Here is a 24996-nt window from a genome sequence, read left to right on the forward strand (position 1 = left end):
GTCGAGCGGTGGTGTCGGGAGTGCGAGACGAGCTGTGGTGCAGGGTGTTCGGTCTGTCAGGGGACACGGAAGTGCCGGCGCAGGTCACGCCAGGAGGAGTCGTAGTCGGACTGCCGGTGATCGGACGCGTGCGCGAAGTCGGTGACGTGCAACGGTCGGCGCGTCTCGAACATGAACGGCAGCGACCCGTCCAGCTTCTGGGGCTTCAGATCCGCCGCGACCGCGAGCTCGTACGTCTCGGCGTCGGGTCCGTGCGGCGCCCACATGTTGTGCAGGCTCGCTCCGCCGGGGACGAATCCTTCCGCCTTCGCGTCGTGCACGCCGGTGACCAGGCCCATGAACTCGGTCATCGTGTTGCGGTGGAAATACGGTGGGCGGAAGGAGTGTTCGATGACGTTCCAGCGCGGCGGGAACACCACGACGTCGACGTTCGCGACGCCGGGCCGCTCCGACGGCGAGCTCAGCAGCGTGAAGATCGACGGGTCGGGGTGGTCCCAGGTCACCGAACTCATCACGTGGAACCGTGCGGTGTCGTACTTGTACACACCGTGGGTTCCGTGCCAGGCGACGACGTCGAGCGGCGAGTGGTCCAGTTCCGTCGCCCACAGGTGGCCGCCGAACTTGCGGACCACCTCGACGGTCTCGTCCCGGTCCTCGTACGCGGCAACGGGATACACGAAGTCGCGCGGGTGTGCGAGACCGTTGGCCCCGATCGGCCCGAGTTCCGGCAGGGCGAGGTAGGCGCCGTAGTTCTCCAGGACGTAGCCGCGGGCGGTGCCGTCCGGCACCGCGACGCGGAAGCCGATGGCCCGGCCGACGACCGCGATCTCGCCGGGTGCGACGTCGAGGATCCCGACCTCGCTGTGGATTCGGAGCGTCCCCGACTGCGGGACGATCAGCAGTTCACCGTCGAGGTCGAAGAAGTAGCGCGAGTCCATCGACAGGTTGCAGTGGTAGGTGTGAATCGCGATGCCCGACTGTTCGACGACGTCGCCGTTGGCGGCGAGAGTGTAGAGGCCGTCGAGGAAGTCGGTGCCGGGCGCGGGGTCCGGCATCGGGTTCCACCGCAACCGGTTGACGTCGAGGACACCGTCGGTGAGCGGAGCGGACCGCAGGTGCCCGTCGTCGATGCGCCGGAACGCGCCGTGCCGTGCCGACGGCAGGATCCGGTACACCCAGGTGCGCCGGTTGTGCACGCGGGACTCGGTGAACGCCGTCGCGGAGAGTTGCTCGGCGTACAGGCCGTGCGGCGCGCGCTGCGGTCCGTTCTGGCCCCACGGCAGGGTGCCCGGGACCGCTTCGCTATGGTGCTCGTTGCCGAAGCCGTGCAGGTACTCGAGCCCGGTCGTGGCGGTCATCGGCGCAGCCCTCCGTGCGCGTCGAATTCGGCCTGCCTGCCTGCCATCTGGGCGCGGTACCAGCTCTCCCGATGCCGGGTGGTGATCCGCTCCCACAGCCGGTTGACCCTCGGTGAGAGACGGCGCGCGTACTCCGCGACCGTCAGTAGCGGCCACCGCGCGATCACCAGCAGGATGCCGGGGAACGGCGACGGCATGTCGTGCTTGGCGCGGGTCGCCGGGCTCATGAACAGCGTGGTGTAGGCGGCGTACATGGCGTGCGTGTACCGGGCGCGCAGCCGTTCGAGGCCACGTTGGTCGGGTCGGGGTGCGAAGGCGGCGGGGAACGACTCGATCAGCTCACGGCCGGGGTCGCCCGCGTCGTAACTGCGGGAACACACCACCATGGCGTTCAGCCGCATCGAGTCGGCGATGGTCTCCGGGAACAGGGAGATGTCCACGCCCAGGAGGTAGCCCATGTACTTCTGGAAGTGCAGCAGCGCGTTCATGTCCGAGCGACTGGTGTGGATGCCGACGAGCCGCAGTGCCAGTGCAGGGACGGTGCTGCCGCCGAGCAGGGTGAGCATCTGGTAGCCCTGGCTGATCGGGTACCCCCACCGCGGGGTGTCCCACTCGGGGTGCCCGTCGACCTTGCGGCGCACCGCCACGTGCATCACCCGCACCCGCATGGCGGTCGCGCGGCCGGCGGACCCGGGAGTGAGCAGCGCACCCGGCTCGGAGACGTCGATCCAGAATCGGGAGGTCTCGAGGTACCGGCGCAGAGCGTTGTCGCCGGCGTAGCCGCCCGCCAGCGACAGCGGCGTCGCGACCGCGGCCTCCGTGTACATCTCCAGGGTGATGCCGCCCGCGACCGCGAACAGCATCGTGCCCCACCGTCGCCACACCGAGGCTCCGCGTTCGACGAGTTCCGGGTTCACCCAGTCCGGGACGGTCTCGAACTCGTCGAACAGGGCCTGCATGCTCGGCGCCGGATCCTCGATCGAGCCGAGACCCTGGGTCAGTGCCCGGTCGAGGAGTGCGCGGCCGGTCTTCGGGTCGCTCTTGTACACCTCGTCGACGAAGTCCTCTGCGAGCGGATCGCCGTGGAAGAGGCTCTCGCAGAAGCGTTCCGCGACGTCGTCCGGTGGGAACAGTTCCGTGCGCAGGGTGCGGCGCAGCAGCCGTTCGGCGCGCCGGACACGGGGCTGCTCCCGGGTCTCCCAGTACCGGAACCCCGTCGGGCAGTGCCGGTCGCCGGTCGGGTCGACGGGCACCGCACCGTCCGGGTCGGTGGTGGGCTGGATGGCCATGATGTGTTCTCCCCCAGGATGGTCGATGAGGATCGGTCGGGTCACGCGGCGAGCGCGTGGCCCGCCAGCCAGGTGCGGACCTCTCCGGTGACGTGCGAGACGCCGTGCGGCTGGTCGACGAGATAGTGGTTCAGCTCGGGCACCTCGACGAGGGTCGCGGGCGCGTTGGTGAGGGCGGCGTGCATGGCGCGGGACTCGGATGCGAACGCCGCCTGGTCCCCGAGCAACGGCATCACCAGCGTCGGGCAGGTGACGCCGGGGAGGTTGCGCAGGGCGTCGGCGTTGGTGTGGTCGATGCTCCAGGTGCTCAGCCAACTACGGACGGTGACGAACCGGGCGAGCCCGCCTGCGGCGGTGTTGGCGCGGGCCGGGTCGCCGTACATGCTGCCCGGCTTGCGATCGCTCGGGTCCAGGGTGACGTCGACGAACCGCGGGTCCGCGACGGTGCGGTGGACGACGAAGCCGTGGTCCGAGTCGCCGGTGCGGTTCAGTTCGTCGAGTCGCTCCAGTGCGAACGCGTCGATGCGCCGCATCCTGTCCAGCTGCGCCTGCCGGTACTCGAGCACCCAGTCGCGGTCCAGCGGTGTCGTGCGGCCCGGCGCGTACAGGTCGAGGCGGGCGTCGAGACGGTCCGGCTCGGATTCGTCGAGCGGGGAGGGGTCGATCCAGTGCCGCAGGACGTTCGCCCGGCCGGGATGGGCACCGATCAGCATCAGCGCGTCGGCCGGGGGCAGGTCCGCGTCGGCGAACCCGGTGGGGTCCCCGGCGGGGGTGTGGGTGACGCCGCGGTTCTCGGCCATGTCCTGGTAGAACGCGGCCAGGGATCCGCCGCCGCTGAACCCGAGCAGAATGACGCGCTCGAAACCGAGCCGGTCCTTCATCCAGCGCACGGCCGCGGCGACGTCGAGGGCGGCGCGTTCCATGATCAGTGCCGGCTCGTTGGACGTGTAGCGCGTGTTGACGCCCATCGCGGGAATCCCGGCCTCGGCGAACCCGCGAAGCAGGAAGTGGGACAGGAAGTCCGACGCCGGGTGCATCATCACGACCCCGACCGAGCGGTCGCCGTCGCGGGGACCGACGAGGTTCGCGTGCAGCGTGGGGTAGTGGCGGGACAGGCCGGAATGCATCTCGACACGGCCGTCGCGAGCGGGCTCGTACGGGATGCGCTGGAACTGGTCGACGATCACGGTCACACCTTCCGGAAGGACGGTAGAACACGGTGGGCGGCGCGCTGACAAGCAAACCGTACCGTACTCGATGGTATGGAGATAGGTTTTCACGATTCCCGCGGCTCCGCCGATGTGCGCGATTCTCACCCTCACCGGGGTGAAGATCACTCACAGGCGCGTCAGCGAGGTTCGGCGCCTGCCGCCTCCCGGCACATCTGCACCGTCGCCGCGCGCAGGCCCGGGTATTCGAGGCACGGAAGGTTGCGCGAGCCCCGAACGGACCTCGGATCCTCCGGCGCGACACTGCAGTACAGCCCTGGTGGTGTAGGGACCGTGTCCATCTCGGTCGGCGGGCGCCGCTCCGCCGCGGGCAGGAAGCCCGTCGTGCACGGCGGGGGATCGTTGAGCTGCGCGAGAAAGAAGGTGTTCTGGCCCGGGTCGTCGGCGTTCACCAGGCCCGCGCTCTGGGTGGACGCGAGTATCGGCGGATACAGCACCAGCAGCTGCTCGATCGCCGGGTTGTACACCTGCGCGACCTGCGCGACGCTCGTCAGGTTCGCGAGCAGCACCGGCAGGGTCGGGCGCAGTCGCTCGATCAGCGCGCGGGTCTCGTCCGCCGCGGGCGCGCCGCCTGCCAGCAGCGACCGCAGCGCCGGGTCCACGGACGCGACCTCGCCGGTCACGGTCGCCAGCGACGACGCCCACGACCGGATCGTGTCGCTGCTCGCCGCGAGCGGGTCGAGGACGGGCACGGCATCGGTCACCAGCGCCGCGAGCGGATCGCGGTCTGCCGCGGCGGCCTCGGCCAGATCGCCGGTCGAGGTCACGAGGTCGGCGAGGGTGGGCCCGGAACCGTCCACCGCGGTGAAGGATTCGTCGAGCACCCGCCGGAGTGCTTCCGGGTCCACCGACGACAGCGCCGCGTACAACCGGTCGAGGGTGGGCCCGACGCGCTGCGGCACCGACGTCCGGTCGCGCGGGATCACCGATCCCTCCACCAGGTACGGTTCGCCCGCCGAGGAGGGGATCAGGTCGACGAACTGCTCGCCGATCGCCGACATGCTGTGCGCCTCCGCGTCCACGTCGGCGGGCACCGGGACGTCGGAGTCGAGCGAGAGGACGGCGCGGGCGCCACCGGGGACGGCGTCGAGATCGGTGACCCGGCCGATCTCGGTGCCGCGGTAGGTGACGTTGGCCTGCGGGTACAGGCCCGCACCGTCCGGCAGTTCCAGCGTCACCGCGTACCGGCCGACGCCCGCCTGCTGGGGCAGCTGCGCGTACCGCACCGCGACCCAGACGACCGCGATCAGCCCCACGAGCCCGAACACCGTCAGGCGCAGGCGAAGTGAACGGGTCACGGTGTTCCTCCCGGAGTCACGGCGGGGAAGAGCATCCGGCCGAGGTCGGGCAGAGCGATCTCGGTGGTCGTCGCGGTGGCGGGAGCGAGCGCGCCGACCACGCCCTCCGGCCCGGCGAGCCTGCCCTGCAAGGGGGTCCCGAGGAGCAGTGCCCGGTCCAGGGTGGCGTTTCGTAGGTCGAGGGTGACCTCACCGTTGGCGTAGTCGCCGCGGACCGCGTTCTGGTACGTGTCGATCGGGAACGGGTACGTGAGCAGGTACCTCAGCGACTCGGTCAGCGACGGGCCCGAGTCGGCCAGGGCCTCCAGGACCGGTTGCAGGGAACGCAGGTTCGCTGTCAGGTCGTCGCCGGTGCTCGTCACCACCGCGGACGCCGACTCGCCGAGACGTCCGAGCGAGTCGAGAGCGCGAACCAGATCGGCGCGTCGCGTCGCGATGGTGTCGAGCGCGGGCGTGATCCCGTTGATCGCGCGGACCACGTCGTCGCGCCCTTCGGCGACCTCTCCGGCGAGCACGTCCAGTCCGTCGATGGTCCGGGTGATGTCGGACTTCTGGTCGTCGAGGGTGGCCAGCATGGTGTCGAGGCGGGCGAGCAGGCGGCGCACCGTGTCCTCGCGGCCACCGAGTGCCGCGTTCAGTTCACCCATGATCTCCTCCACCTGTGCCAAACCGCTGCCGCCGAGCACCAGCGACAGCGACGACAGGGTCTCCTCGGTGGTGGGGTAGGCGCCGGCCCGGTCGAGAGTGATGCGGGACCCGTCGGTGAGCCGGCCGGTGGGTGGTTCGTCGGCGGGCGCGGACAGCTCGACATGGGTCGATCCGAGGAGGCTGGTCTGACCGATCCGCGCGGTCGCGTTGGCGGGCAGATCGACGTCACCGTTCAGTCCGACGGTGAGGACGGCGTGGCCCGGGCCGAGCCCGATGTCGGTGACCGATCCGACGGTCACGTCGTCGACCATCACCCGCGAGTTCGGGGTGATCGTGGAGACGTCGGGCAGTTCGACTGTCACGGTGAACGCGTCGTCGCCGCGTCCCTCCGTGGCGGGCAGCGGCAGTGACTCCACACCGCGCCAGCCGCAGCCGGAGACGGCGACGGCGACGGCGAGCAGTGCCGCGGCCGCGCCGCCCCTCACCGGGGTTCTCCGCTCTGCACGACCTGCCCGGGCAGTGCGGTCACCCCGCGCGTCGGATTCGCCTGCAGCGGTAGGTAGTCCACCGCGAGGTTCGCGAGGACCGGGCCGAGGTACTGCACGCACAGTTCGGCGCCGCGCTGCGCGTCCACCTGCTCGGCCGCGGCGAGCGCCGAACAGATGAAATCGACGGGATTGGCGAAGTTGTTGGGAGCCAACGCGGAGACGACGGCGTTCTGCGCGGGCTGGTAGATGTTGCTCATGTTCGCGAGCGCGGTCGGCGCGACGTGCAGGATCTGCGCGATGCCGTCGCGCTGGGCGGCGAGGTTCGCGAGCACGTCCGACAACTGCTCGCCGGTCGTGCCGACCGCGTCCCGGTTGTCCCGGACGAAGCGCGTCACGTCGCCGACCGCGGCGTCCAGGGTGGTGATCGCCGATCCGATGGTGTCGGTGTTGGAGCCGAGCACGTCCGAGACCGTGGCCATCCGGTTGTTGAACTCCACGATCTGCTGATCGCTGCGCGAGAGCGCCGAGACGAACACCTGCAGGTTGCGCACCGTGGCGAACAGGTCGGTGCGACCGTCGGACAGGATGCGCATCGCGTCGGACAGTTGGATCAGGGTGGAGTGCAGGTCGGCGCCCTGCCCGTCGAGGGTGGCGTCCATAGCGTCCACGAGTTCGCCTGCGGGACCGTCTGTCGCGCCGTCCTGGGGAACGGTGTTTTCCCCTCCCTCCGGCCCCAGGGCGGCGGCGAGCCGGTCCAACTGTTCCGTCATCTGGTCCCACTCGACGGGGACCGCGGTGTGCGACAGCGGGATCAGTGCCCCGTCGTCCAGGCGGTCCCCGCCCGTGTATGCCGGCGCCAACTGCACGAACCGGGCTGCGACCAGGCTCTGCGAGACGATGATCGCGTCCGCGTCGGCGGGAATCGGCTGTGAGCGCTCCACCCGCATCCGCACCACGTTCGCCTCCGGGCCCGGCTCGATGGACTCCACCCGCCCGACGGTCACGCCCATGACGCGGACGTCGTCACCGGGATACAGGCCGGTGGTGCTGGTGAACTCGGCCGACACGACGATTGACGTGACCCGCGGCACGAGGACGTAGGAGATCGCGACCAGCACCGCGAGGGCGACGCCGATGACGAGCCAGGTGCGTCCGATGCGGCGGCCGGGGCTCGCGGTGGTGGTGCCGCTCATCGGTTCTCCGCTCATGGGGGCGTCCCGTTCAGGGCGGACAGGGGATTGACGGTGCTGTTGTCGCCCGGTGCGGGACCCATGCCGAGCGCGGCCCGGACGAACGGGGCGATGATCTGACCGGGGATCAGGTTCTGGATGTACGAGTTGAAGAACGGGCCGCTCGAGACCGCCTCCCCGAGTTCGGTGATGTACGGACCCAACCGCTCGATCGCCGAGGCGATCGAGTCCCGATTCGACTGCAGCACGACCAGAACCGACTGCAGCGATGCGAGGGTCGGCGCGATCTGCTGCTCGTTGTCGGCGACCAGACCCTCCAGGTGCCGCGACAGCGCTGTGACGTTGTCGAACAGGGCGTCGAGCACGGCTCGGCGGTCCTGCAGTTCACCGAGTACCGACGTGGCGTCGGTGAGCAGGCCGTCGATCTGGCCGCTGCGCTCTGCGAGCAGACCCGTCACCGTCTCGGCCGAGCCGAGGAGGTCACGCAGCGAGTCGTCCCGCTCGGCGACCGCCGCCGACAGGCGCCCCACCCCGTCCACGGCCGCCTGTACGTCGTCGGGGACGCGCCGCAACGTGGACGTCAGCACCCGCATCGACTCGGCGAGCTGATCGGAGTCGATCTGCTCGGACCGGTCGGTGAGCTCGCCGAGCGCCTCCGTCAACTGGTAGGGCGACGTGGTCGAGTCGGTGCCGATCGTGGCCCCGGGCCGAAGCTGTCCGTCACCGCCCGGTGTGACGCGAAGGTTCCGGGCGCCCAGGACCGTTGCGGTCGCGATGTCGACTCGGGTGCGCTCGCCCAGTCGTATCGGCGCATCGACGGTGAACGACACCGCGACCGCGGCGCCGTCGATGTCGATGCGGGTGACCCGGCCGGCGTCGACGCCGGCGATGCGGACCGCCGCACCGACCTGCAGGCCACCGGTCTCGAGGAACAGCGCCCGGTACCCGGCGGCCGTGGACACGATCGGCAGCGATCGCACCTGCAACGCCGCGAGGACGACCGCGAGCACGACCACCGTGCCGATGACGCCGAGCCGGAACACGTCGCGGCGCGCGTACCGTTCCATCATCGCGGCGCGCACCTCCCCGTGGGCTGCCCGAACAGCGGTGTGGTGACGTCGGCGCCGTCGGGCCCGGTGTACTTGACCTTCATCGCGCACAGGTAGTAGTTGAAGAAGTTGCCGTAGACGCCGAGCCGGCTCAGTGCCGCATAGGTTTCGGGGAGCCGGGACAACACGCTGTCGAGCGTGCCGCGACCGCTGTCGAGTTGCGCGGCGGTGCGGCCGAGTTCGGTGACCGTGCCCTGCAGCGGGGCCCGCGCCTCCTCCATCAACGCTGCGACGTCCGCGGCGGCGGTGTCGATGTGGTCGAGCGCCGAACCCCAGGTCTGCCGTTCCTCCGCCAGACCGCGGGACAGGTCCGCGGCCCGGTCGAGTGCGACGGCGAGGGTGTCGCGACGGCCTGCGAGGGCGGCGACGGTGGTGTCGAGGTTGTCGATCACGCGGCCGATCACCACGTCGCGGTCCGCGAGGGTGGTGGTGATCGAGGCGGTGTGCGCGAGAACGGATTCGACGGTGCCGTCCTGACCCTGGAGCAGCGCGATCACCTCGGCCGACAGGGCGTTCACCTGCTCGGGGGCGAGCACCCCGAACAAGGGCTTGAAACCACCGAGCAGTTCGTCGAGATCGAGGGCAGGGGAGGTCCGTTCGACGGGGAGGGTGTCGCCCTCATCGAGCGGACGCACACCCGATCCGGGATCGACTGCAAGATACCGGTCGCCGACCAGATTCTGGTAGCGGACGGCAGCGGTTGCCTGGTCGGTGATCAGCGCGGAGGTGTCCACCGTGAACTCGACGAGCGCGGCGCCCTCCGGGGTGAGCGAGACGTCGCCGACGCGGCCGGACTCGAGCCCGAAGACGCGGACGGGGTCACCGGAGTGCAGGCCGGACGCGTCCGTGAACAGTGCCCGGTAGCCGGTCGTCGGCTGGAAGCGGAACTCTCCGAACACGACTACCAGACCTGCGGTCACCGCCAGCATCACCGTCGCGAACAGTGCGACCCCGACCACACGGCCCCTCACCGTGCACCGGCCGGCGGCTGTGACGTCGGTGCCGCCGCCGGTGGCGTCGGCATCAGGATCGAGAACATCGTTCCCGGATCGATCGTCGGTCCGGTGCGATTGTGCGCGAAGACGTCCGCGCCGGTGTCCGCCGCCACGTACGGCGTCGGCACGTCGTCGAGGGTGACCTGGGGGAGGGCCCCGCAGCGCGGGCCGCCGGTGGCGCGGACCTCGGGCAGATCGTCCGGGTACGTGTAGGCGTCGACGCCCCACACGATGGTGCTGTTGAGCAGCATGGTCCGGCCGTTGCCGCCGGAGACCTTCTCGGCGCCCACCCGCGCGACGTCGGCGCCCTGGATGAAGCAGGTCAGTCCCGGCGAGTACTCCTCGAGCAGCGCCGTCGTGGGCCGCAGCAACTCGAGGGACGCGGTGAGCCCCGCGGTGTTGTCGGACAGTACGGGCGCGCCGACGTCGGCGAGGCCGGTCACGGCGACGAGGAGGGCATCCAGCGAGTCCTGTTGCGTGACCACGGTGTCGGCGGTGGTCGTGAGGGATCGAGCCGAGGCGAGAAGGTCCGGTGTCGCGTCGCCGAGGGCGTCGGCGACCTGCGCACCGGACCGCAGGTCGGCTTCGAGTGCGCCGAGCGTCGGTTCGAGCGCGGCGAGCACCGAATCCAGGTCGTCGAGCGCGGACCCGAGGGAGGCACCTTGACCGCGCAGCGCGGTGGCCGTCGCGGTGAGGGTGGCCTGGAGCCGGTCCGGCTGCACGACGGTCAGGATCCGGTGCAGGCGGTCGAGAATCGAATTCGTCTCGGCGGTGACCGAAGTCGCCGGGATCACGGTGCCGTCCGCGATGGGTGCGGACCCGGTGGTGGGTGTGGCGGAGTCTGTGAGCGTGACCTGCTTGGACCCGAACACCGTGGTGGCGGCGATGTCCGCGCCCACTCCGGCGGGGACGCCACCGGCGGTGTCCTCGGACAGTTCCACGTGAATCACCGCGAGATCGTTCTCCTGAACGACGTCCGCGACCCGGCCGACCTCGACGCCGTGGTACTTCACCAGTGAGCCGGTCTGCAGCAGCAGTCCCGCCCGGTCGGCCTGCACCTCGATCCGCACCGGTGTCCCGCTCAGCCGCCCCGCGTACGCCAGGTAGGTCGCCGCGGCGAGCCCCGCCAGCAACGCTGCGAGCGCGAACGCCGCGAGCCTGGTGGCGATCACGCGGCGAGGTGCACGGCGCGGGCGCTGCCGTACAGGGCCAGGGCGACCGCGAGGGTCACCGTCACCACCGCGATCAGGGACAGTCGCACGGCGCGGCCGGTGGCGGTGCCGACGCCCGCCGGGCCGCCCGTCGCGTGATAGCCGTAGTACGTGTGGATGAGCATCACCACGAACGCCATCACGATCACCTGCACGAACGACCACAGCACGTCCGCGGGCACGAGGAACGTCGAGAAGTAGTGGTCGTACACCCCGCCGGACTGACCGAGGACCAGGACCGTGGTCAGCCGGCTGGCCACGAACGACGTCACCAGCGCGACCGCGTACAGCGGGACGACGGTGGCCATCCCGGCGAGCAGTCGGGTGCCGACGAGGTAGGGGACGGACCGGATCGCCATCACCTCGAGCGCGTCGATCTCCTCGCTGATCCGCATCGCTCCGAGTTGGGCCGTCGTGCCCGCGCCGATCGTCGCGGCGAGCCCGATACCCGCCGTCACCGGGCACACCACCCGGACGTTCAAGTAGGCGGACAGGAATCCGGTCAGGGCCTCGATTCCGATGTCGCCGAGCGAGTTGTAGCCCTGCACCGCGACCGTCGCGCCCGCGAAGAGCGTGATGAACCCGATGATGACGACGCTGCCACCGACCGCGGCGAGCAGGCCGGTGCCGAGGCCGACCTCTGCAATCGCGCGCAGTGTCTCGGGACGGTACCGGCGGAGCGCCTTCCCGGTGGAGGCGATCGCGGTGCCGAAGAAGAGTGCGCGATGCCCGAACCGGTCGACGCCGCTCAGGGCCGAACGGTATCCCCGTCTGACGCGGTGCGTTGCCCGTCCGGTCAGGATGCTCGCCATGGAACCACCTCCTCGAAGAGCCCTCGGGTGTCGTCAGGGAGCGCTCAGTGCCAGCCCGATCGACGTCAGCAGCATGTTCACCAGGAACAGGGCGACGAACGCGAACACGACTGTCTCGTTGACGGCCTGTCCGACGCTCTTCGGGCCACCGGTCACCGACAGTCCCCGGTAGCAGGCGATCAGTCCGGCGACCGCACCGAAGACCGCTGCCTTCACCTGGGAGAGAAGGAGTTCCGGCAACCCGACGAGCAGGGTGAGTCCCTGGACGTAGGCGCCCGGGTTCACGTCCTGCAGGTACACGGAGAAGAAGAACCCGCCGACGAGGCCGATCGCGCAGACCGCGCCGTTGAGCAGCATCGCGATCACCGTCGCGGCGAGGACGCGCGGCACGATCAGCCGGTGCACGGGGTCGATGCCGAGCACCTCCATCGCGTCGATCTCCTCACGGATGGTCCGCGACCCCAGATCCGCGGTGATCGCGGTGGCGGCGGCGCCCGCGACGACGAGAACCGTCACGAGCGGGCCGATCTGCGTGATGGTCCCGAGCCCGGCGCCCGCACCCGACAGGTCGCTCGCGCCGATCTCGCCGAGCAGCGAGTTCAGCGTGAAGACAACGAGGACGGTGAAAGGAATCGACATCACGATCGTCGGGAGCAGCGCCACCCGAATCGTCGCCCAGCACTGGTCGAGGAACTCGACCCACTGGAACGGCCTGCGCCGCAACGCGACCGCGGTGTCGACCACCAGTGCGTAGAACTCGCCGACGGTCGAGACGGCGCCGCGGACGGCGCCGGGCGCCACGGGCGCGCTCACGAGACCACCCGGTAGCGCAGCATCATCTCGTGATCCTCGTGGTCGAGGATGTGACAGTGCCACATGTAGCCCTGCAGGTCCGGAGTGGTCGCGGCGGCATGCCCGTGCGCGGTCCGGGCGGCCACCTCGGGGGGAGTCGCGGGGCGGGGGAACAGGGCGTCGGGGTCGAAGCCCAACTCGTCGGCGGTGGGGAAGCGGACGAGGATCCGGGTGACGGTGCCGCGGTCCGCGCGCACCGTGTCCTTCCAGCCGGCCTCCCACGGTGCGGGCGGCAGCAGTGGTCCTGCGAGGAACGGCTCGGGGTCGGGTGTCCACCTCACGCCGAGCGGCGGCTGGATGTGGGTGGCCTGCAGTTCGACGGTCCGCAGCGGTTGCCTCCCGAGGATGCGGAACATCACCAGATGCAGATGGATCGGGTGCGGATCGTCTGTGACGTTGACGATGTTCCACTGTTCGACGGTTCCGGCCTTCGGCATCTCGATGTCCGGGTCGGTGTAGCGGAGGTTGTTGAGCGCCATGTAGGCGGGAGGTACGCGCAGGGCGTACGGCTGGCTGACCGAGACCGTCCGGACCGCCGTCGGAGAGGGCAGTGGGGGAAGGGGTTTCGGAGTGCGCCCGCCGCCGCGCAGCGTGCTCGGCACCGGGCCGGTGAAGCCGCGCGCCGAGCCGACGGTGAACCGGCAGAACAGCGGCATCGCCACAGCGCCGAGCATCGCCGCCTGGAACGGCGGCGCCTCGTCGTTGCACAGCATGACGTCGCCGTCGACCCCGGAGAAGTCGACGAGCAGGTCGTAGCGCTCACCTGGAGCCATCCGGATCGCGTTCGTCGGAACGGGGGCGTCGAGCAGGCCGCCGTCGTTGCCGATCACCCAGAACTGCATGTGGTTGCCGAAGTGCAGATTCCACACGCTGTACGAGGTGGCGTTGAGTGCCCGGAACCGGTACAGCCCACGCGCGACCGGGATGTCGGGCCACACGACCCCGTTGACGAGGCCGACGTCACCGACCGCGCCGCCCTCCCACGACCCCTCCGGCACGACCGGGGTGGAGCGCAGGTTCATCTGGCCGTCCTCGCGGAAGATCTTCTCCTGCAGGATCAACGGCATCTCGAACTCATTTGCGGGCAGGCCGAGCGGATTGTCGGGTCGTCCGGTGTCGAAGCGGTCCCGCAGCAGATACGTGCCGGCGAGCCCGGCGTAGGCGTTCGCACGGGTGATGCCCATGGCGTGGTCGTGGTACCAGAACTGCCCTGCTTCCTGCCGATTCGGGAAGCGGTACGTCAGCGACTGCCCCTGGTGGACGAGTTGCTCGGCGTGGCCGTCGCTGTCGGGGGGCGTCTTGCCGCCGTGCAGGTGGACCACGATCGGCGGAGTGGTTCGGTACGCCTCGTCGGCGCCGTGCAGGGTGGTGTCGATGTCCCGGGAGAACGGATGCGAGGTGAGGCGGTTCGTCACCGTCAGCTCGACGGTCTCGTCGGCCTGGGCCTCGATGGTGGGGCCCGAGTAGGTCGGTGTCTCCGAGCCGAGGTGGTACGCGAAGGTGTCCGCCGGGGCGTGGTCCGGGTGGAAGCGATGCCGGGCGTTGACCGCCGAGAGAGACAGTCGGGTACCGGAGACGACGGCGGGCTTCTCTCCGGCGGTGGCGAACGGCGTCATCGGCGGCGAGTGGAACAGGAGGGGGCTGTCGATGGGGGTGGCGCGCGCGGACTCGCGTGCGAAACCCTGTCCGGCCCCGAATCCCACGGTGGCCGACCAGCTCATCCCCGCGGTCGCGGCGCCGCCGATTCCGAGGGCGCGCAACAGCGTGCGCCGGTCCATGAACTGCTTGCTCACCGTGCACCCCCCGTCTCGGTCTGGGCAGTGACCGTACCACACCGTATGGTACGGTCAAGCGTCTGAAATGATGCTGGGAAAGGTCACTTTCGCGAAGGCGAGGAGAAGATCATGACGGCGAGACGGACCGCGTCCCGGGGTGCCCGTTCGGCGGGTGGATCCGGTTCCGGATCGCGATCCTCGCGGCTTTCGGTGGACGACTGGATCGAGGCCGCCTTCGACCTGCTGGTCCGCGAGGGCGTCACCGGCGTGAAGATCACCCGACTCTGCGAGGACCTCGGCGTCACCAAGGGCAGCTTCTACTGGCACTTCACCGACATCGACCACCTCATGAAGGCCGTCGCCGACCGCTGGTGCGCGATCCAGAACGAGACCCTCCTCGCGCTCAAGGAGACCACGTCGATTCCGGGTGACCAGCGGCTCGAGGCCATGGCCGTGCAACTGATGTCGCAGCGCGGCTGGGCGGTCGAGGTGGCGGTCCGCGACTGGGCGCGGACTGATGCGCAGGTTGCCGATTCCGTTGCCCGACTGGACAACCAGGTGTTCGACGTCGTCCAGAGCACCCTCCTCGACCTCGGCTTCGACGCCGAGGAGGCACGCCTGCGCAGCGGCGTCCTGGTCTACGCAGGCGTCGGCTTCCTGCATGCGCGAGGCCACCTGCCCGACCCGACGATCGACGAGGTGCGGCAGGTGTTCGCCCTGCTCACCAGCCGCGACTGAACTCCGCGAACTTTCTTTCGGCGAATCGGGAACCTTTCGGCCGTCGTGCGCATCTCACTGTCGAGAAGAGCGCAACCCCGGCAAGCACCCGACACGAAGGACGACACCGTGAGCAGCAACCAGTACACCGACGCAGACCGTGCCGAGTACGAAGCCGACATCGACGCCATCGCCACCGACCCCACGCTGTCGCCGGAGGAGAAGTCCGAGGCGCTGACCGATCGCTACGAGGAGGAGTTGGACGCGATCGATGCGAGCTTCGCCGACGGTACGGACGCCGCGACCGCGACCACGGGGAACGCGCCCGCGTCCGAGTCCGTCGAGGAGGGCGCGGCGACCGACTCGGCGCCCACCGATGCTGCCGAGACGGATCCCGCCACCGGAGGTGAGGCCGCGGTCGCGGACGGCGCAGAGCCCGCCGACGCCGCGTCGGCACCCACCTACTACTCGCCGCGCGACGTCGACGCGGACGGGAACGTCGACGTCGTCTACTCGACCGTCGACGGCGTCGACACCGTCACCCACCTCGACGACGACGGCAACGTCACCCTCACTGAACGGGACGTCGACGGCAACGGCACCTACGAGGAGGCGTCGACCGGAGTGCGCGAGGACGGCACGGTCCGCATCGCGGAGGACCGGGACGACGACGGCGCGGTCGACCTGGCGACGTTCGTCGATCCCGAGACCGGAAATCCGGTGCGCCAGGACGTCATCGAAGGATCGCAGATCACCGAGACGCTCCTCGACACCGTCGGGGACGGCCGGCCGGACACCCACCTGATCGACACCGACGGCGACGGCCGCTTCGACACCGTCCACCTCGACACCGACGCTGACGGCATGGTCAACGAGATCCTCGAGGACACCGACGGCGACGGCGCCTTCGACGTCTACACCGCCGACGCCGACAACACCGGCGACCTGGAGACCTACGTGACCGCCGACGAGGCTCCCGAGGGTCTCGGCAACATCAGCACCTACGAGAGCCACTTCCCCGAGGGTGATCACTACCAGGACCAGATGTAGGCAACTCCCGGCTCGTGCGCGGTTCGCGGGTTCCCCGACCTGCGGACCGCGCACTTAGGGTCTGCTAACGTGCGGCGACCGTTCTGACCTTGGGGAGTCGTGACATGCCCGGACACATCAGCCGACGCCGGCTGCTCGGTGCCGCCGCGCTGGGCGCCGCTGCGCCGCTGCTGCTGCGCAGCGGGATCTCGGCGCAGCCGACCGGGGGACCGCCGCCGTTCGTTCCGCCGCGCGGCCACGACCAACCGTCCATCCCTGGTATCCAGGTGTTCTCGTACCGGTCGCCGTATCTCGAACGCTACGTCGACCCGCTCCCGATCCTGCCCACGCAGGCCGCGACCGGGACGCTCACCGCCGGGTATGCGCTGCACCGGTTCCATCGCGACCTGCCGCCCGCGCCGAGCTGGGGGTTCGGCGGTGTCACCCACCTCGGTCCGGTGCTCGAGGCCCGCGCGGGCGAGCCGTCCGAGATGACGTTCGTCAACGACCTGCGCACCCACGTCCTCGCCGCCGACATCGACACCACCCTGCACGGCGCGCTGCCGATCGACCGGACCAGCCCGCCGCTGGTGGTGCACCTGCACGGCGCCCCCAACCGGCCGGAGCACGACGGGTACCCGACCGTCGCGATCCGACCCGGTCAGAGCGTCGACATGAGCTTCGGCACCGGCATGGAGGCGACGACGCTCTGGTACCACGACCATTCGATGGGCACCACGCGACTGTCGATGTTCGCGGGTCTCGCCGCGCCGTACCTGATCCGCGACGAGTGGGACACCGGACGCCCCGACAACCCGATCGGACTGCCGACGGGCGACCACGAGATCCCACTGATCGTCTGCGACAAGCTGTTCTACCCGGACGGGCGCCTCCGCTACGACAACACCCCGACCGTTCAGCAGGGGCACTGGGCGGGAGGCCTCTGCGGCGACGTGATGGTCGTCAACGGTGTCGCGTGGCCGTACCTGGACGTGGACCGCGGGGTTTACCGGTTCCGGATCGTCAACGCCAGTCAGCTCAACGACTACCGGCTGTCGCTGTCGAATCGCATGCCGTTCACCGTGATCGGCAGCGACGGCGGACTCCTGGACCGGCCGGTGTCGGTGGTCGAGTTCGACATCGCCCCCGCCGAGCGCTACGACATCCTCGTCGACTTCTCGCTCGTGCCCAGCGGCACCACCGTCGACCTCGTCAACGCCATGCAGATCTCGATCGCGGGACAGGCCAACGGCGCGCACATGATTCCGGACGTGATGCGCTTCCGCGTCGGTGGTCAGGGCACGTCCGTCCTGCCGGCGACACTGCGTGGTCCCGAACTGCGCCCGGAACTACCTGCCGTGGAGAAGCCCGAGATCACGCGCACCATCACGATGGGGGTGACGGCGAACCCGAACAACCTCACCTTCCTCGGTGTGTTGCACATGAATCTGAACAACCTGAACTTCCATGACGAGGACTTCGACAAACCCGTCCAGGGCACCGTCGAACAGTGGGACCTGATCAACGCCGACGCCACCTTCCAGGTGCACTCGATTCACCTGCATCTCATCCAGTTCCGCGTGATCGGACGCCAGGACTACGACAAGGTGCGGTACCTCGCGGAGAACCCGCCGCCGCTGCTCGGCACCCGGTGGACACCGTCCGCGGAGAAGTACGTCACCGGACCGCTGCAACCGCCCGCCCCGTACGAGACGGGATGGAAGGACACCGTCCGCTGCCCCCCGAACCAGATCACCCGCATCGCGGTCCGCTGGCCCACTGCGGAGGAACTCGGGTTCGACCCCGACGCCCCGTTCGTCGCGCCGGACGGCAGCACCCAACAGGGGTACGTCTGGCACTGCCACCTCACCGACCACGAGGACAACGAGATGATGCAGCGGTTGCGCATCGTGGCGCCGGATGGGTCGGGCACGGACGTACCGAGCGCTCCGGACGCGGCTGGGCACACCGGTCAGCACGGCGCAGATTCGCACGAGGCTGTTCCGCCCGCGGCGGTCCAGAGTCCGCCGCCCGCTGCGGGCGGTCACGCGGGGCATCACTGACGGGCCATGCGCCGCCGGCACCTGTGCGCACTTGTGGTAGCGGGAGCTACCAGAAGTGCGCACAGGTGCAACGTTCCTACGACGGATAGGGCTGGCGGGCACTGAGATTCAGGTCGACGCGCACCGGCCGGCCGATCTGTGGGAACGCCCGTTGCGCGCAGTCGGTGCGTTCGCAGATCTTGCATCCGGCGCCGATCGGATCCGGCGACATCTGCTCGTCGAGTCGCAGGCCTCGGGAGTACACGAGTCGGTCGGCGTGGGTGATGTCGCAGCCCAATCCGATCGCGAAGCTCCGCCTTGCGGTGCCGTACGGTCGGGGGTCGTCGTCGGTGGTGCGGGCGATCCACAGGTATGTCCGGCCGTCGGGCATCTGTGCGACCTGGGTGAGTATCCGTCCGGGCATTCCGAACGCATCGTGCACCACCCACAGCGGGCAGCTGCCACCGATGCGGGAGAAGTGGAACGCGGTGGCGGACTGTCGTTTCGAAATGTTGCCGGCTCGGTCGGTGCGGACGAAGAAGAACGGGATGCCGCGCCGGGTCGGGCGTTGCATCGTCGAGAGCCGGTGGCAGACCGTCTCGAATCCGACCTCGAACTGGAGCGCCAGCATCTCGATGTCGTAGTGCAACCGCTCCGCGGCGTCGAGGAACAGGGTGTACGGCAACAGCAGTGCCCCGGCGAAGTAGTTCGCGAGTCCGATCTTCGCCACCTCGCGGGAGCCCTCTCCGAGACCGGTGGCGGACTCGACGAGCGCGTCGATCGTGGCCGACTGGGTGAGGAAGGCGAGTTGGGTTGCGATCTGGAACGCCCGCTGTCCGGGTGTCAGGTGCCGGGACAGGGTCAGGATGCGGTTCGCGTCGTCGTACGAGCGTTTCGGTCCCGGCCGGTCGGGCGGATCGGTGCGCAACCTGACGACGATGTCGTGCTCCGATTCGAGGAGGGCCGTCAGCTGGTTGTCCAGAGAACCGGGCCGTAGGCCGCTTTCCGTGAACAATCGTTCGGCGGCGTCGTCGAGTTCGGCGATGTGATTGTGCCTGTCGTAGAAGAAGTCTCGGACCTCCTCGAACGGCATGGGCACAGACGGCTCCGACGTCGCCTCCGACGGCGCGGACAGCGAGACGCTGTACTGCTCCAGCCGTTCGGTTGCCGCCAGCAGCCGCCGGTGGACCCCGACCAGGGCGGTGCCGATCTCCGGCATTCTTGCGACCAGTTCGTCCACCGCGGCCGCACTGGGGGTACCGGACCCGACCGCTCGGAGCACGTCGTGGAGATCGGCCGCCAGCCTCGCGTCCTGATCGGCCGCGAAGAACTGCGGATCGAGGTCGAACGTGGCGTTCAGTTTGAGCAGGACCGGAACCGTCAGTGGGCGCTGATCGTTCTCCAACTGATTGACGTAGCTCGCCGAGAGATCGAGCGTCCGGGCCAGCTCCAACTGCGTCAGGCCCCGTTCCTCCCGCAGTCGGCGCAGTCGCGGTCCGCCGTAGATCTTCTGCATGGTGCGGTCCTTCGGGTCGAGGCCAGAGGCCGCCCACGAATGCGCACGCCCGAACAGGCCCCCGTCGCCACGTCTCGAGTCCGGGCACGGCGACAACTCGATCGGGTACGCACACCCAGTCCACGAGGCGGCACACCGCCGGGTACGGCGTACCCGGCGCAGCGGGCAGGTCTTCGGACTCGCAGGCGCTCGCCGGTGAGGCGAACCTACTGGCCGTCGCTTCCCGGACTCGTGTCCAGTGCTGGTGACGGCGGTCGTTCCTGCATACCGCTGCGGGACAGTTCCGGATTCACACCGGATTCCCTCTCGTGCCCTCGGGCACTTCGACGCCACCGAGGCCTTCGGGGCTCCTCACTGCCTCGGCGGCGAACCAACTGCACCGTCGATTCTAGAGACCTGCGATCGTGGGGTCATACCCCGGACCTGCGAACTCGGGTGTCGGGTTGCTCGGTCGGCGTTCTGACCTGGCCTGGCCGGGTGGCCCGTGTCAGATGAGCGCGAAGTCCCAGCACCGCTTGAGACGGCTGCGGAGTTCGAGCAGTTCCTGCGCATGCGCGGACGTGAGCGCATCGGCGTCCCGCGCAGCGACGATCGCCTCCCGCCGATACGTGGTCACGAGGTCGGCGTGGGCCTCGATCAACCGTTCCAGCTTGTCGTCGGAATCGAGGTCGGCCACTGCGATCGCCTCGACGCGGGCCAGAGCGTTCGTCGTGTACTCGCGGATGATGTCCCAGAGCAGCTGCTCCTTCGACGTGACGTGCGCGTAGAGCTCCACCGGTCGCAGCTCCATCCGGTTTCCGATCTCGGACATGCGGGCGGCCCGAAATCCGCATTCGACGAACAGGTCGAGCGCGATCTCACGGATGGCCGTCAGAGTCTCGTCGGTGGCGACCCGGGTGCATCGACCGGTAGCTCCGGGCCGGCTGGATCCGGTGATCGAAACCTTGTCGGTGTCGGTCATGTCGGCAGCGTACGGCCCGCGAACTGGCAGTGAAACGGTTCGATCCTGCGGACTTCAGTGGCGTGAATTCGCCTGTTCTGCAAAGTGTGTGGGGTCGGTCCGGTCAGGTTCGCAGCATTCGCAGAATTCGCCGACACACACCACCGAATTACGCAGGTTCAGTCTCTTCCCGTCACGTCGCGTCCTCCATACGCTGCGAACATCGCCGGGTCGATCGGTCGCTTCCCGGCCGAGTTCCAGTACCAGGCGCCGACACAATCGGAGGACATCATCTTGAAGACGCATCCCGTTCGCACCTACCGCTCCGCCGAGGACTTCCCGCGCAGCGAGCACCTCGCGTGGAAGATCGCCGAGGTCGCGACCGACGCCGTCGAGGTGCCCGCGGACACCGCCGAGATGATCGTCAACCGGATCATCGACAACGCTGCCGTCGCCGCAGCGTCCGTGACCCGCCGCCCGGTCGCCAACGCGCGGGCGCAGGCGCAGTCGCATCCGTACAGCCCCGGATCGACTGTGTTCGGCGTCGGCGGAAGGTTCTCCCCCGAGTGGGCGGCGTGGGCCAACGGCGTCGCGGTGCGTGAGCTCGACTTCCACGACACCTTCCTGGCTGCCGAGTACTCGCACCCCGGTGACAACATCCCGTCGATCCTCGCGGTCGCGCAGCACACGGGCCGCACCGGCAACGACCTGATCCGCGGTCTCGCCACCGGCTACGAGATCCAGGTCGACCTGGTCCGCGCCATCTGCCTGCACGAGCACAAGATCGACCACGTCGCGCACCTCGGCCCCTCCGCGGCCGCCGGTATCGGCACCCTGCTCGGCCTCGACACCGAGACCGTCTACCAGGCGATCGGTCAGGCACTGCACACCACCACCGCCACCCGTCAGTCGCGCAAGGGGGAGATCTCCAGCTGGAAGGCCTACGCCCCGGCCTTCGCCGGCAAGATGGCCGTCGAGGCCGTGGACCGTGCGATGCGCGGCGAGGGCGCCCCGTCCCCGATCTGGGAGGGCGAGGACGGCGTCATCGCCTGGCTGCTCGGTGGCCCGAAGGCAGAGTACAACGTCCCGCTGCCCGGCCCGGGCGAGGCCAAGCGCGGCATCCTCGACACCTACACCAAGGAGCACTCGGCCGAGTACCAGAGCCAGGCCCCGATCGACCTGGCGTTCCGCCTGCGCGAGCGGGTCGGCGACCTGAGCCAGATCGCGTCGGTCGTCCTGCACACCAGCCACCACACCCACTACGTGATCGGCACAGGCTCGAACGATCCGCAGAAGTTCGACCCCCAGGCGTCGCGCGAGACCCTCGACCACTCGATCATGTACATCTTCGCGGTCGCGCTGCAGGACGGCACCTGGCACCACGAGCGGTCCTACGCTCCGGAGCGGGCGCAGCGTCCCGACACCATCGAGCTGTGGCAGAAGATCTCCACCGCCGAGGACCCGGAGTGGACCCGCCGCTACCATTCCACCGACCCGAACGAAAAGGCCTTCGGTGCCCGCGCCGAGGTCACCCTCAAGAGCGGTGAGGTCATCGTCGACGAGCTCGCCGTCGCCGACGCGCACCCGCTCGGCGCTCGCCCGTTCGCCCGCGACCAGTACATCGCGAAGTTCCGCACCCTCGCCGAGGGCGTCATCGCACCGGCCGAGCAGGACCGCTTCCTCGACGCCGCGCAGCGCGCTCCCGAGCTGAAGGCCGGCGAGCTGAACGAGCTCACCTTCACCGTCTCCGACGAGGTGCTCGGTCGCTCGCCGAAGTCGCCGAAGGGCCTCTTCTGATGGCGGGGCTCATCGCCGCCGCGACGTCCGCGGGCGACAAGCGCGCCGCCTTCCGGGCGAGCCTGACGTCGGAGGGCATCACCCGGCTGCCGGGCGCGATCAACCCGCTGACGGCGAAGCTCGTCCAGGAGATCGGCTTCGAGGGCGTCTACGTCTCCGGTGGCGCGTTCTCGGCCGGACTCGGTCTGCCCGACATCGGGCTGACCACCCTCACCGAGGTCACGGCTCACAGCGCCCAGATCGCCGGTGTCACCGACCTTCCCGTCCTCGTCGACGCGGACACCGGATTCGGTGAGCCGATGTCCGCGGCCCGCACCGTCCTCGCCTTCGAGGACGCGGGCATCGCGGGTCTGCATCTCGAGGACCAGGTCAACCCGAAGCGGTGCGGCCACCTCGACGGCAAGGCGATCGTGCCGACCGACGAGATGGTGCGCCGCCTGCGGGCCGCGGTGACGGCCCGGCGTGACCCGAACTTCGTGATCTGCGCCCGCACCGACGCCGCCGGTATCGACGGCATCGACGCGGCCATCGAGCGGGCGAAGGCGTACGCCGACGCCGGGGCCGACATGATCTTCACCGAGGCACTGCACACCGAGGCGGACTTCGAGAAGTTCCGCGGCGCAGTGGACGTCCCGCTGCTCGCGAACATGACGGAATTCGGCAAGTCGCAGCTCATTCCGGCACAGACGCTGCAGAACATCGGCTACAACGCCGTGATCTACCCGGTCACCACCCTCCGTCTTGCGATGGGGGCGATCGAAGCCGGGCTCCGCGAGATCCACGCGAAGGGCACGCAGGAAGGTCTCGTCGAGCAGATGCAGACCCGATCGCGGCTGTACGAACTACTCGAGTACGAGCGCTACAACGAATTCGATTCCGGAGTCTTCAACTTCACCCTGGGCAGGAGCCAGTGATGACCGACACCGCAATTCCGACGATCTACAAGGGTCTGGCCGGCGTCGTCGTCGACACCACTGCCATCTCGAAGGTGGTGCCCGAGACCAACTCCCTGACCTATCGCGGTTACGCGGTGCAGGACCTCGCCGAGCACTGCAGCTTCGAGCAGGTCGCATTCCTGCTGTGGAACGGTGAGCTTCCGACCGAGACCGAACTCGAACAGTTCGTCCAGCAGGAGCGGGCCAACCGCCGCGCCGACCGGTCGCTGCTGCAGCTCGTGGCGAAGATGCCGGACAGCTGCCACCCGATGGACGTGGTGCGCACGGCCATCAGCTACCTCGGCGCCGAGGACCCACAAGAGTGGGACAACGACGCGAAGGCCAACCGGGAGAAGTCGCTTCGGATGATGGCGGTGCTGCCGACCATCGTCGCCGCCGACCATCGCCGCCGGCACGGCCAGGACCCGATCGCACCGGACAGCAACCTCGGCTTCGCCGAGAACTTCCTGAACATGTGCTTCGGGAAGGTGCCGGACAAGGAGATCGTCAAGGCCTTCGAGGTCTCGCTGATCCTGTACGCGGAGCACAGCTTCAACGCCTCCACGTTCGCGGCGCGCGTCGTCACCTCCACCCTCTCGGACATCTACAGCGCGGTCACCGCAGCCATCGGCACCCTCAAGGGTCCGCTGCACGGTGGTGCCAACGAGGCGGTCATGCACGACATGATCGAGATCGGCGAGCCCGAGAACGCCGAGGAGTGGATGCGCGGCAAGCTTGCCCGCAAGGAAAAGGTGATGGGCTTCGGTCACCGCGTCTACAAGAACGGTGACTCCCGCGTTCCGACGATGCGCAAGGCGTTCCTCGACGTCGCCGAGCACACCGGCGGCGACAAGTGGGTCACGATGTACGAGATCCTCGAGCGCACCATGAACGACGCCACCGGGATCAAGCCGAACCTCGACTTCCCCACGGGCCCAGCGTATTACCTGATGGGCTTCGACATCGAGGTGTTCACCCCGATCTTCGTGATGAGCCGCATCACCGGGTGGACGGCACACATCATCGAGCAGGGTGAGTCGAACGCTCTCATCCGGCCGCTCAGCGAGTACACCGGCGTGCCGCAGCGCGCAGTGGGAGCCTGAGCCTCACGAACTGCGTCCCGGGGACTGGTCATTGCAGATTCACCGTCTCTCGGAAACCGGGGCGCACCCTTTGAACACAGTGGCCCGCACCACAAGTGCGGGCCACTGTGCTGCCGGGACAACGACGTCGCAGCAGCTCCACTCGACAGCGAGGTACACACCATGTTCAACAAAGTTCTCGTTGCCAATCGCGGCGAAATCGCGATCCGGGCATTCCGCGCCTCCTACGAGCTGGGCGCGGGAACCGTCGCCGTTTTCCCGTACGAGGACCGCAACTCGGTCCACCGGCTGAAGGCGGACGAGTCCTACCAGATCGGTGAGGAAGGCCATCCGGTCCGGGCGTACCTGTCCGTGAACGAGATCGTCGCCGCCGCGAAGAAGGCCGGCGCCGACGCGATCTACCCCGGATACGGCTTCCTGTCCGAGAACCCCGACCTCGCTGCCGCGTGCCGGGCGGAGGGCATCGCCTTCGTCGGCCCGTCCGCCGAGGTCCTGGAGTTGACCGGCAACAAGGCGCGCGCGATCGCGGCGGCGAAGGCGGCCGGTCTGCCGGTGCTGACGTCGTCGGAGCCGTCCTCCGACGTGGACACCCTGCTTGCCGCGTCGGAGAGCATGGAGTTCCCGATCTTCGTGAAGGCCGTTGCCGGTGGTGGTGGTCGCGGT

At 69.2% G+C, this 24996-nt stretch carries 21 protein-coding genes and 1 riboswitch; of the genes, 7 read left to right on the forward strand and 14 right to left on the reverse strand.

Annotated features, from left to right (window positions below; genetic code table 11):
• Window positions 1-56: 56 nt before the first annotated feature.
• The 12 genes from hmgA to ACFSJG_RS02745 form a co-directional block, all read right to left on the reverse strand.
• Entirely contained in the window at window positions 57-1358 is a 1302-nt protein-coding gene (gene hmgA / locus ACFSJG_RS02690; protein WP_378483667.1) for a homogentisate 1,2-dioxygenase, read from the reverse strand.
• Entirely contained in the window at window positions 1355-2647 is a 1293-nt protein-coding gene (locus ACFSJG_RS02695; protein WP_378483668.1) for an oxygenase MpaB family protein, read from the reverse strand. Before ACFSJG_RS02695 ends, hmgA begins: the two co-directional genes overlap by 4 nt.
• Before the next feature lie 41 nt (window positions 2648-2688).
• A complete protein-coding gene (locus ACFSJG_RS02700; protein ID WP_378483669.1) occupies window positions 2689-3834 on the reverse strand; it encodes an alpha/beta hydrolase in 1146 nt (381 codons plus the stop codon).
• Between the two features lie 161 nt (window positions 3835-3995).
• Window positions 3996-5174 carry an MCE family protein gene (locus ACFSJG_RS02705; RefSeq protein ID WP_378483670.1) on the reverse strand — a complete coding sequence of 393 codons (1179 nt, stop codon included), beginning with the start codon at window positions 5172-5174 and terminating at the stop codon, window positions 3996-3998.
• Window positions 5171-6307 (reverse strand): MCE family protein, encoded by a 1137-nt coding sequence (locus ACFSJG_RS02710; protein WP_378483671.1) that lies wholly within the window; start codon window positions 6305-6307, stop codon window positions 5171-5173. The genes ACFSJG_RS02705 and ACFSJG_RS02710 overlap by 4 nt, the downstream gene beginning before the upstream one ends.
• Window positions 6304-7503, reverse strand: a complete 1200-nt coding sequence (locus ACFSJG_RS02715) for an MCE family protein (RefSeq protein WP_378483672.1) — start codon at window positions 7501-7503, stop codon at window positions 6304-6306. The genes ACFSJG_RS02710 and ACFSJG_RS02715 overlap by 4 nt, the downstream gene beginning before the upstream one ends.
• 11 nt (window positions 7504-7514) lie before the next feature.
• Entirely contained in the window at window positions 7515-8570 is a 1056-nt protein-coding gene (locus tag ACFSJG_RS02720) for an MCE family protein (protein WP_378483673.1), read from the reverse strand.
• Window positions 8567-9580 carry an MCE family protein gene (locus ACFSJG_RS02725; RefSeq protein WP_378483674.1) on the reverse strand — a complete coding sequence of 338 codons (1014 nt, stop codon included), beginning with the start codon at window positions 9578-9580 and terminating at the stop codon, window positions 8567-8569. The genes ACFSJG_RS02720 and ACFSJG_RS02725 overlap by 4 nt, the downstream gene beginning before the upstream one ends.
• Window positions 9577-10776: an MCE family protein gene (locus ACFSJG_RS02730; protein ID WP_378483675.1), complete on the reverse strand. Its 1200-nt coding sequence runs from the start codon at window positions 10774-10776 to the stop codon at window positions 9577-9579. The genes ACFSJG_RS02725 and ACFSJG_RS02730 overlap by 4 nt, the downstream gene beginning before the upstream one ends.
• Window positions 10773-11627, reverse strand: coding sequence for an MlaE family ABC transporter permease (locus ACFSJG_RS02735; protein ID WP_378483676.1), 855 nt, complete (start codon window positions 11625-11627; stop codon window positions 10773-10775). Before ACFSJG_RS02735 ends, ACFSJG_RS02730 begins: the two co-directional genes overlap by 4 nt.
• 33 nt (window positions 11628-11660) lie before the next feature.
• Complete coding sequence (locus ACFSJG_RS02740; protein WP_378483677.1) at window positions 11661-12440, reverse strand: MlaE family ABC transporter permease; 780 nt, start codon at window positions 12438-12440, stop codon at window positions 11661-11663.
• The gene (locus ACFSJG_RS02745) at window positions 12437-14257 is read right to left on the reverse strand and encodes a multicopper oxidase family protein (protein WP_378483689.1); all 1821 of its coding nucleotides are present in this window, start codon (window positions 14255-14257) and stop codon (window positions 12437-12439) included. The genes ACFSJG_RS02740 and ACFSJG_RS02745 overlap by 4 nt, the downstream gene beginning before the upstream one ends.
• Window positions 14258-14383: 126 nt before the next feature.
• Here ACFSJG_RS02745 and ACFSJG_RS02750 point away from each other — a divergent pair, with 126 nt between their 5' ends.
• The 3 genes from ACFSJG_RS02750 to ACFSJG_RS02760 all read left to right on the forward strand — a co-directional run bounded on the left by ACFSJG_RS02750 (window position 14384) and on the right by ACFSJG_RS02760 (window position 18063).
• Entirely contained in the window at window positions 14384-14992 is a 609-nt protein-coding gene (locus ACFSJG_RS02750; RefSeq protein WP_378483678.1) for a TetR/AcrR family transcriptional regulator, read from the forward strand.
• Between the two features lie 108 nt (window positions 14993-15100).
• The gene (locus ACFSJG_RS02755; RefSeq protein WP_378483679.1) at window positions 15101-16021 is read left to right on the forward strand and encodes a prolipoprotein diacylglyceryl transferase; all 921 of its coding nucleotides are present in this window, start codon (window positions 15101-15103) and stop codon (window positions 16019-16021) included.
• Between the two features lie 104 nt (window positions 16022-16125).
• On the forward strand, window positions 16126-18063 hold the full coding sequence (locus ACFSJG_RS02760; protein WP_378483680.1) for a multicopper oxidase family protein: 1938 nt from the start codon (window positions 16126-16128) through the stop codon (window positions 18061-18063).
• A 76-nt stretch (window positions 18064-18139) separates the two neighbouring features.
• Here ACFSJG_RS02760 and ACFSJG_RS02765 read toward each other — a convergent pair whose 3' ends face one another.
• Window positions 18140-19558, reverse strand: coding sequence for a short-chain fatty acyl-CoA regulator family protein (locus ACFSJG_RS02765; RefSeq protein ID WP_378483681.1), 1419 nt, complete (start codon window positions 19556-19558; stop codon window positions 18140-18142).
• A gap of 165 nt (window positions 19559-19723) precedes the next feature.
• A riboswitch (cobalamin riboswitch) is annotated at window positions 19724-19880 on the reverse strand.
• Window positions 19881-20045: 165 nt separating this feature from the next.
• On the reverse strand, window positions 20046-20519 hold the full coding sequence (locus ACFSJG_RS02770; protein ID WP_378483682.1) for a TetR/AcrR family transcriptional regulator: 474 nt from the start codon (window positions 20517-20519) through the stop codon (window positions 20046-20048).
• A 273-nt stretch (window positions 20520-20792) separates the two neighbouring features.
• Between ACFSJG_RS02770 and prpD the strand changes: the two genes are divergently transcribed.
• From prpD to ACFSJG_RS02790, 4 genes are all read left to right on the forward strand, one after another.
• Complete coding sequence (prpD, locus tag ACFSJG_RS02775; protein ID WP_378483683.1) at window positions 20793-22295, forward strand: 2-methylcitrate dehydratase PrpD; 1503 nt, start codon at window positions 20793-20795, stop codon at window positions 22293-22295.
• Window positions 22295-23209, forward strand: a complete 915-nt coding sequence (gene prpB / locus ACFSJG_RS02780; RefSeq protein WP_378483684.1) for a methylisocitrate lyase — start codon at window positions 22295-22297, stop codon at window positions 23207-23209. The genes prpD and prpB overlap by 1 nt, the downstream gene beginning before the upstream one ends.
• Window positions 23209-24333 (forward strand): bifunctional 2-methylcitrate synthase/citrate synthase, encoded by a 1125-nt coding sequence (locus ACFSJG_RS02785; RefSeq protein WP_378483685.1) that lies wholly within the window; start codon window positions 23209-23211, stop codon window positions 24331-24333. Before prpB ends, ACFSJG_RS02785 begins: the two co-directional genes overlap by 1 nt.
• Window positions 24334-24495: 162 nt before the next feature.
• On the forward strand, window positions 24496-24996 hold a 501-nt coding region (locus tag ACFSJG_RS02790; RefSeq protein ID WP_378483686.1), incomplete at its 3' end, for a biotin carboxylase N-terminal domain-containing protein.

Source organism: Rhodococcus gannanensis, from assembly GCF_042681175.1.
Taxonomy (GTDB): Bacteria; Actinomycetota; Actinomycetes; order Mycobacteriales; family Mycobacteriaceae; genus Rhodococcus_G; species Rhodococcus_G gannanensis.

Coding starts and splice junctions, on each gene's coding strand:
- ACFSJG_RS02750 (WP_378483678.1), top strand. CDS start 14,384: ATGACGGCGAGACGGACCGCGTCCCGGGGTGCCCGTTCGGCGGGTGGA.
- ACFSJG_RS02785 (WP_378483685.1), top strand. CDS start 23,209: ATGACCGACACCGCAATTCCGACGATCTACAAGGGTCTGGCCGGCGTC.
- ACFSJG_RS02760 (WP_378483680.1), top strand. CDS start 16,126: ATGCCCGGACACATCAGCCGACGCCGGCTGCTCGGTGCCGCCGCGCTG.
- prpB (WP_378483684.1), top strand. CDS start 22,295: ATGGCGGGGCTCATCGCCGCCGCGACGTCCGCGGGCGACAAGCGCGCC.
- hmgA (WP_378483667.1), bottom strand. CDS start 1,358: ATGACCGCCACGACCGGGCTCGAGTACCTGCACGGCTTCGGCAACGAG.
- ACFSJG_RS02695 (WP_378483668.1), bottom strand. CDS start 2,647: ATGGCCATCCAGCCCACCACCGACCCGGACGGTGCGGTGCCCGTCGAC.
- ACFSJG_RS02770 (WP_378483682.1), bottom strand. CDS start 20,519: ATGACCGACACCGACAAGGTTTCGATCACCGGATCCAGCCGGCCCGGA.
- ACFSJG_RS02735 (WP_378483676.1), bottom strand. CDS start 11,627: ATGGCGAGCATCCTGACCGGACGGGCAACGCACCGCGTCAGACGGGGA.
- ACFSJG_RS02745 (WP_378483689.1), bottom strand. CDS start 14,257: ATGGACCGGCGCACGCTGTTGCGCGCCCTCGGAATCGGCGGCGCCGCG.
- ACFSJG_RS02715 (WP_378483672.1), bottom strand. CDS start 7,503: ATGAGCGGCACCACCACCGCGAGCCCCGGCCGCCGCATCGGACGCACC.
- ACFSJG_RS02720 (WP_378483673.1), bottom strand. CDS start 8,570: ATGATGGAACGGTACGCGCGCCGCGACGTGTTCCGGCTCGGCGTCATC.
- ACFSJG_RS02765 (WP_378483681.1), bottom strand. CDS start 19,558: ATGCAGAAGATCTACGGCGGACCGCGACTGCGCCGACTGCGGGAGGAA.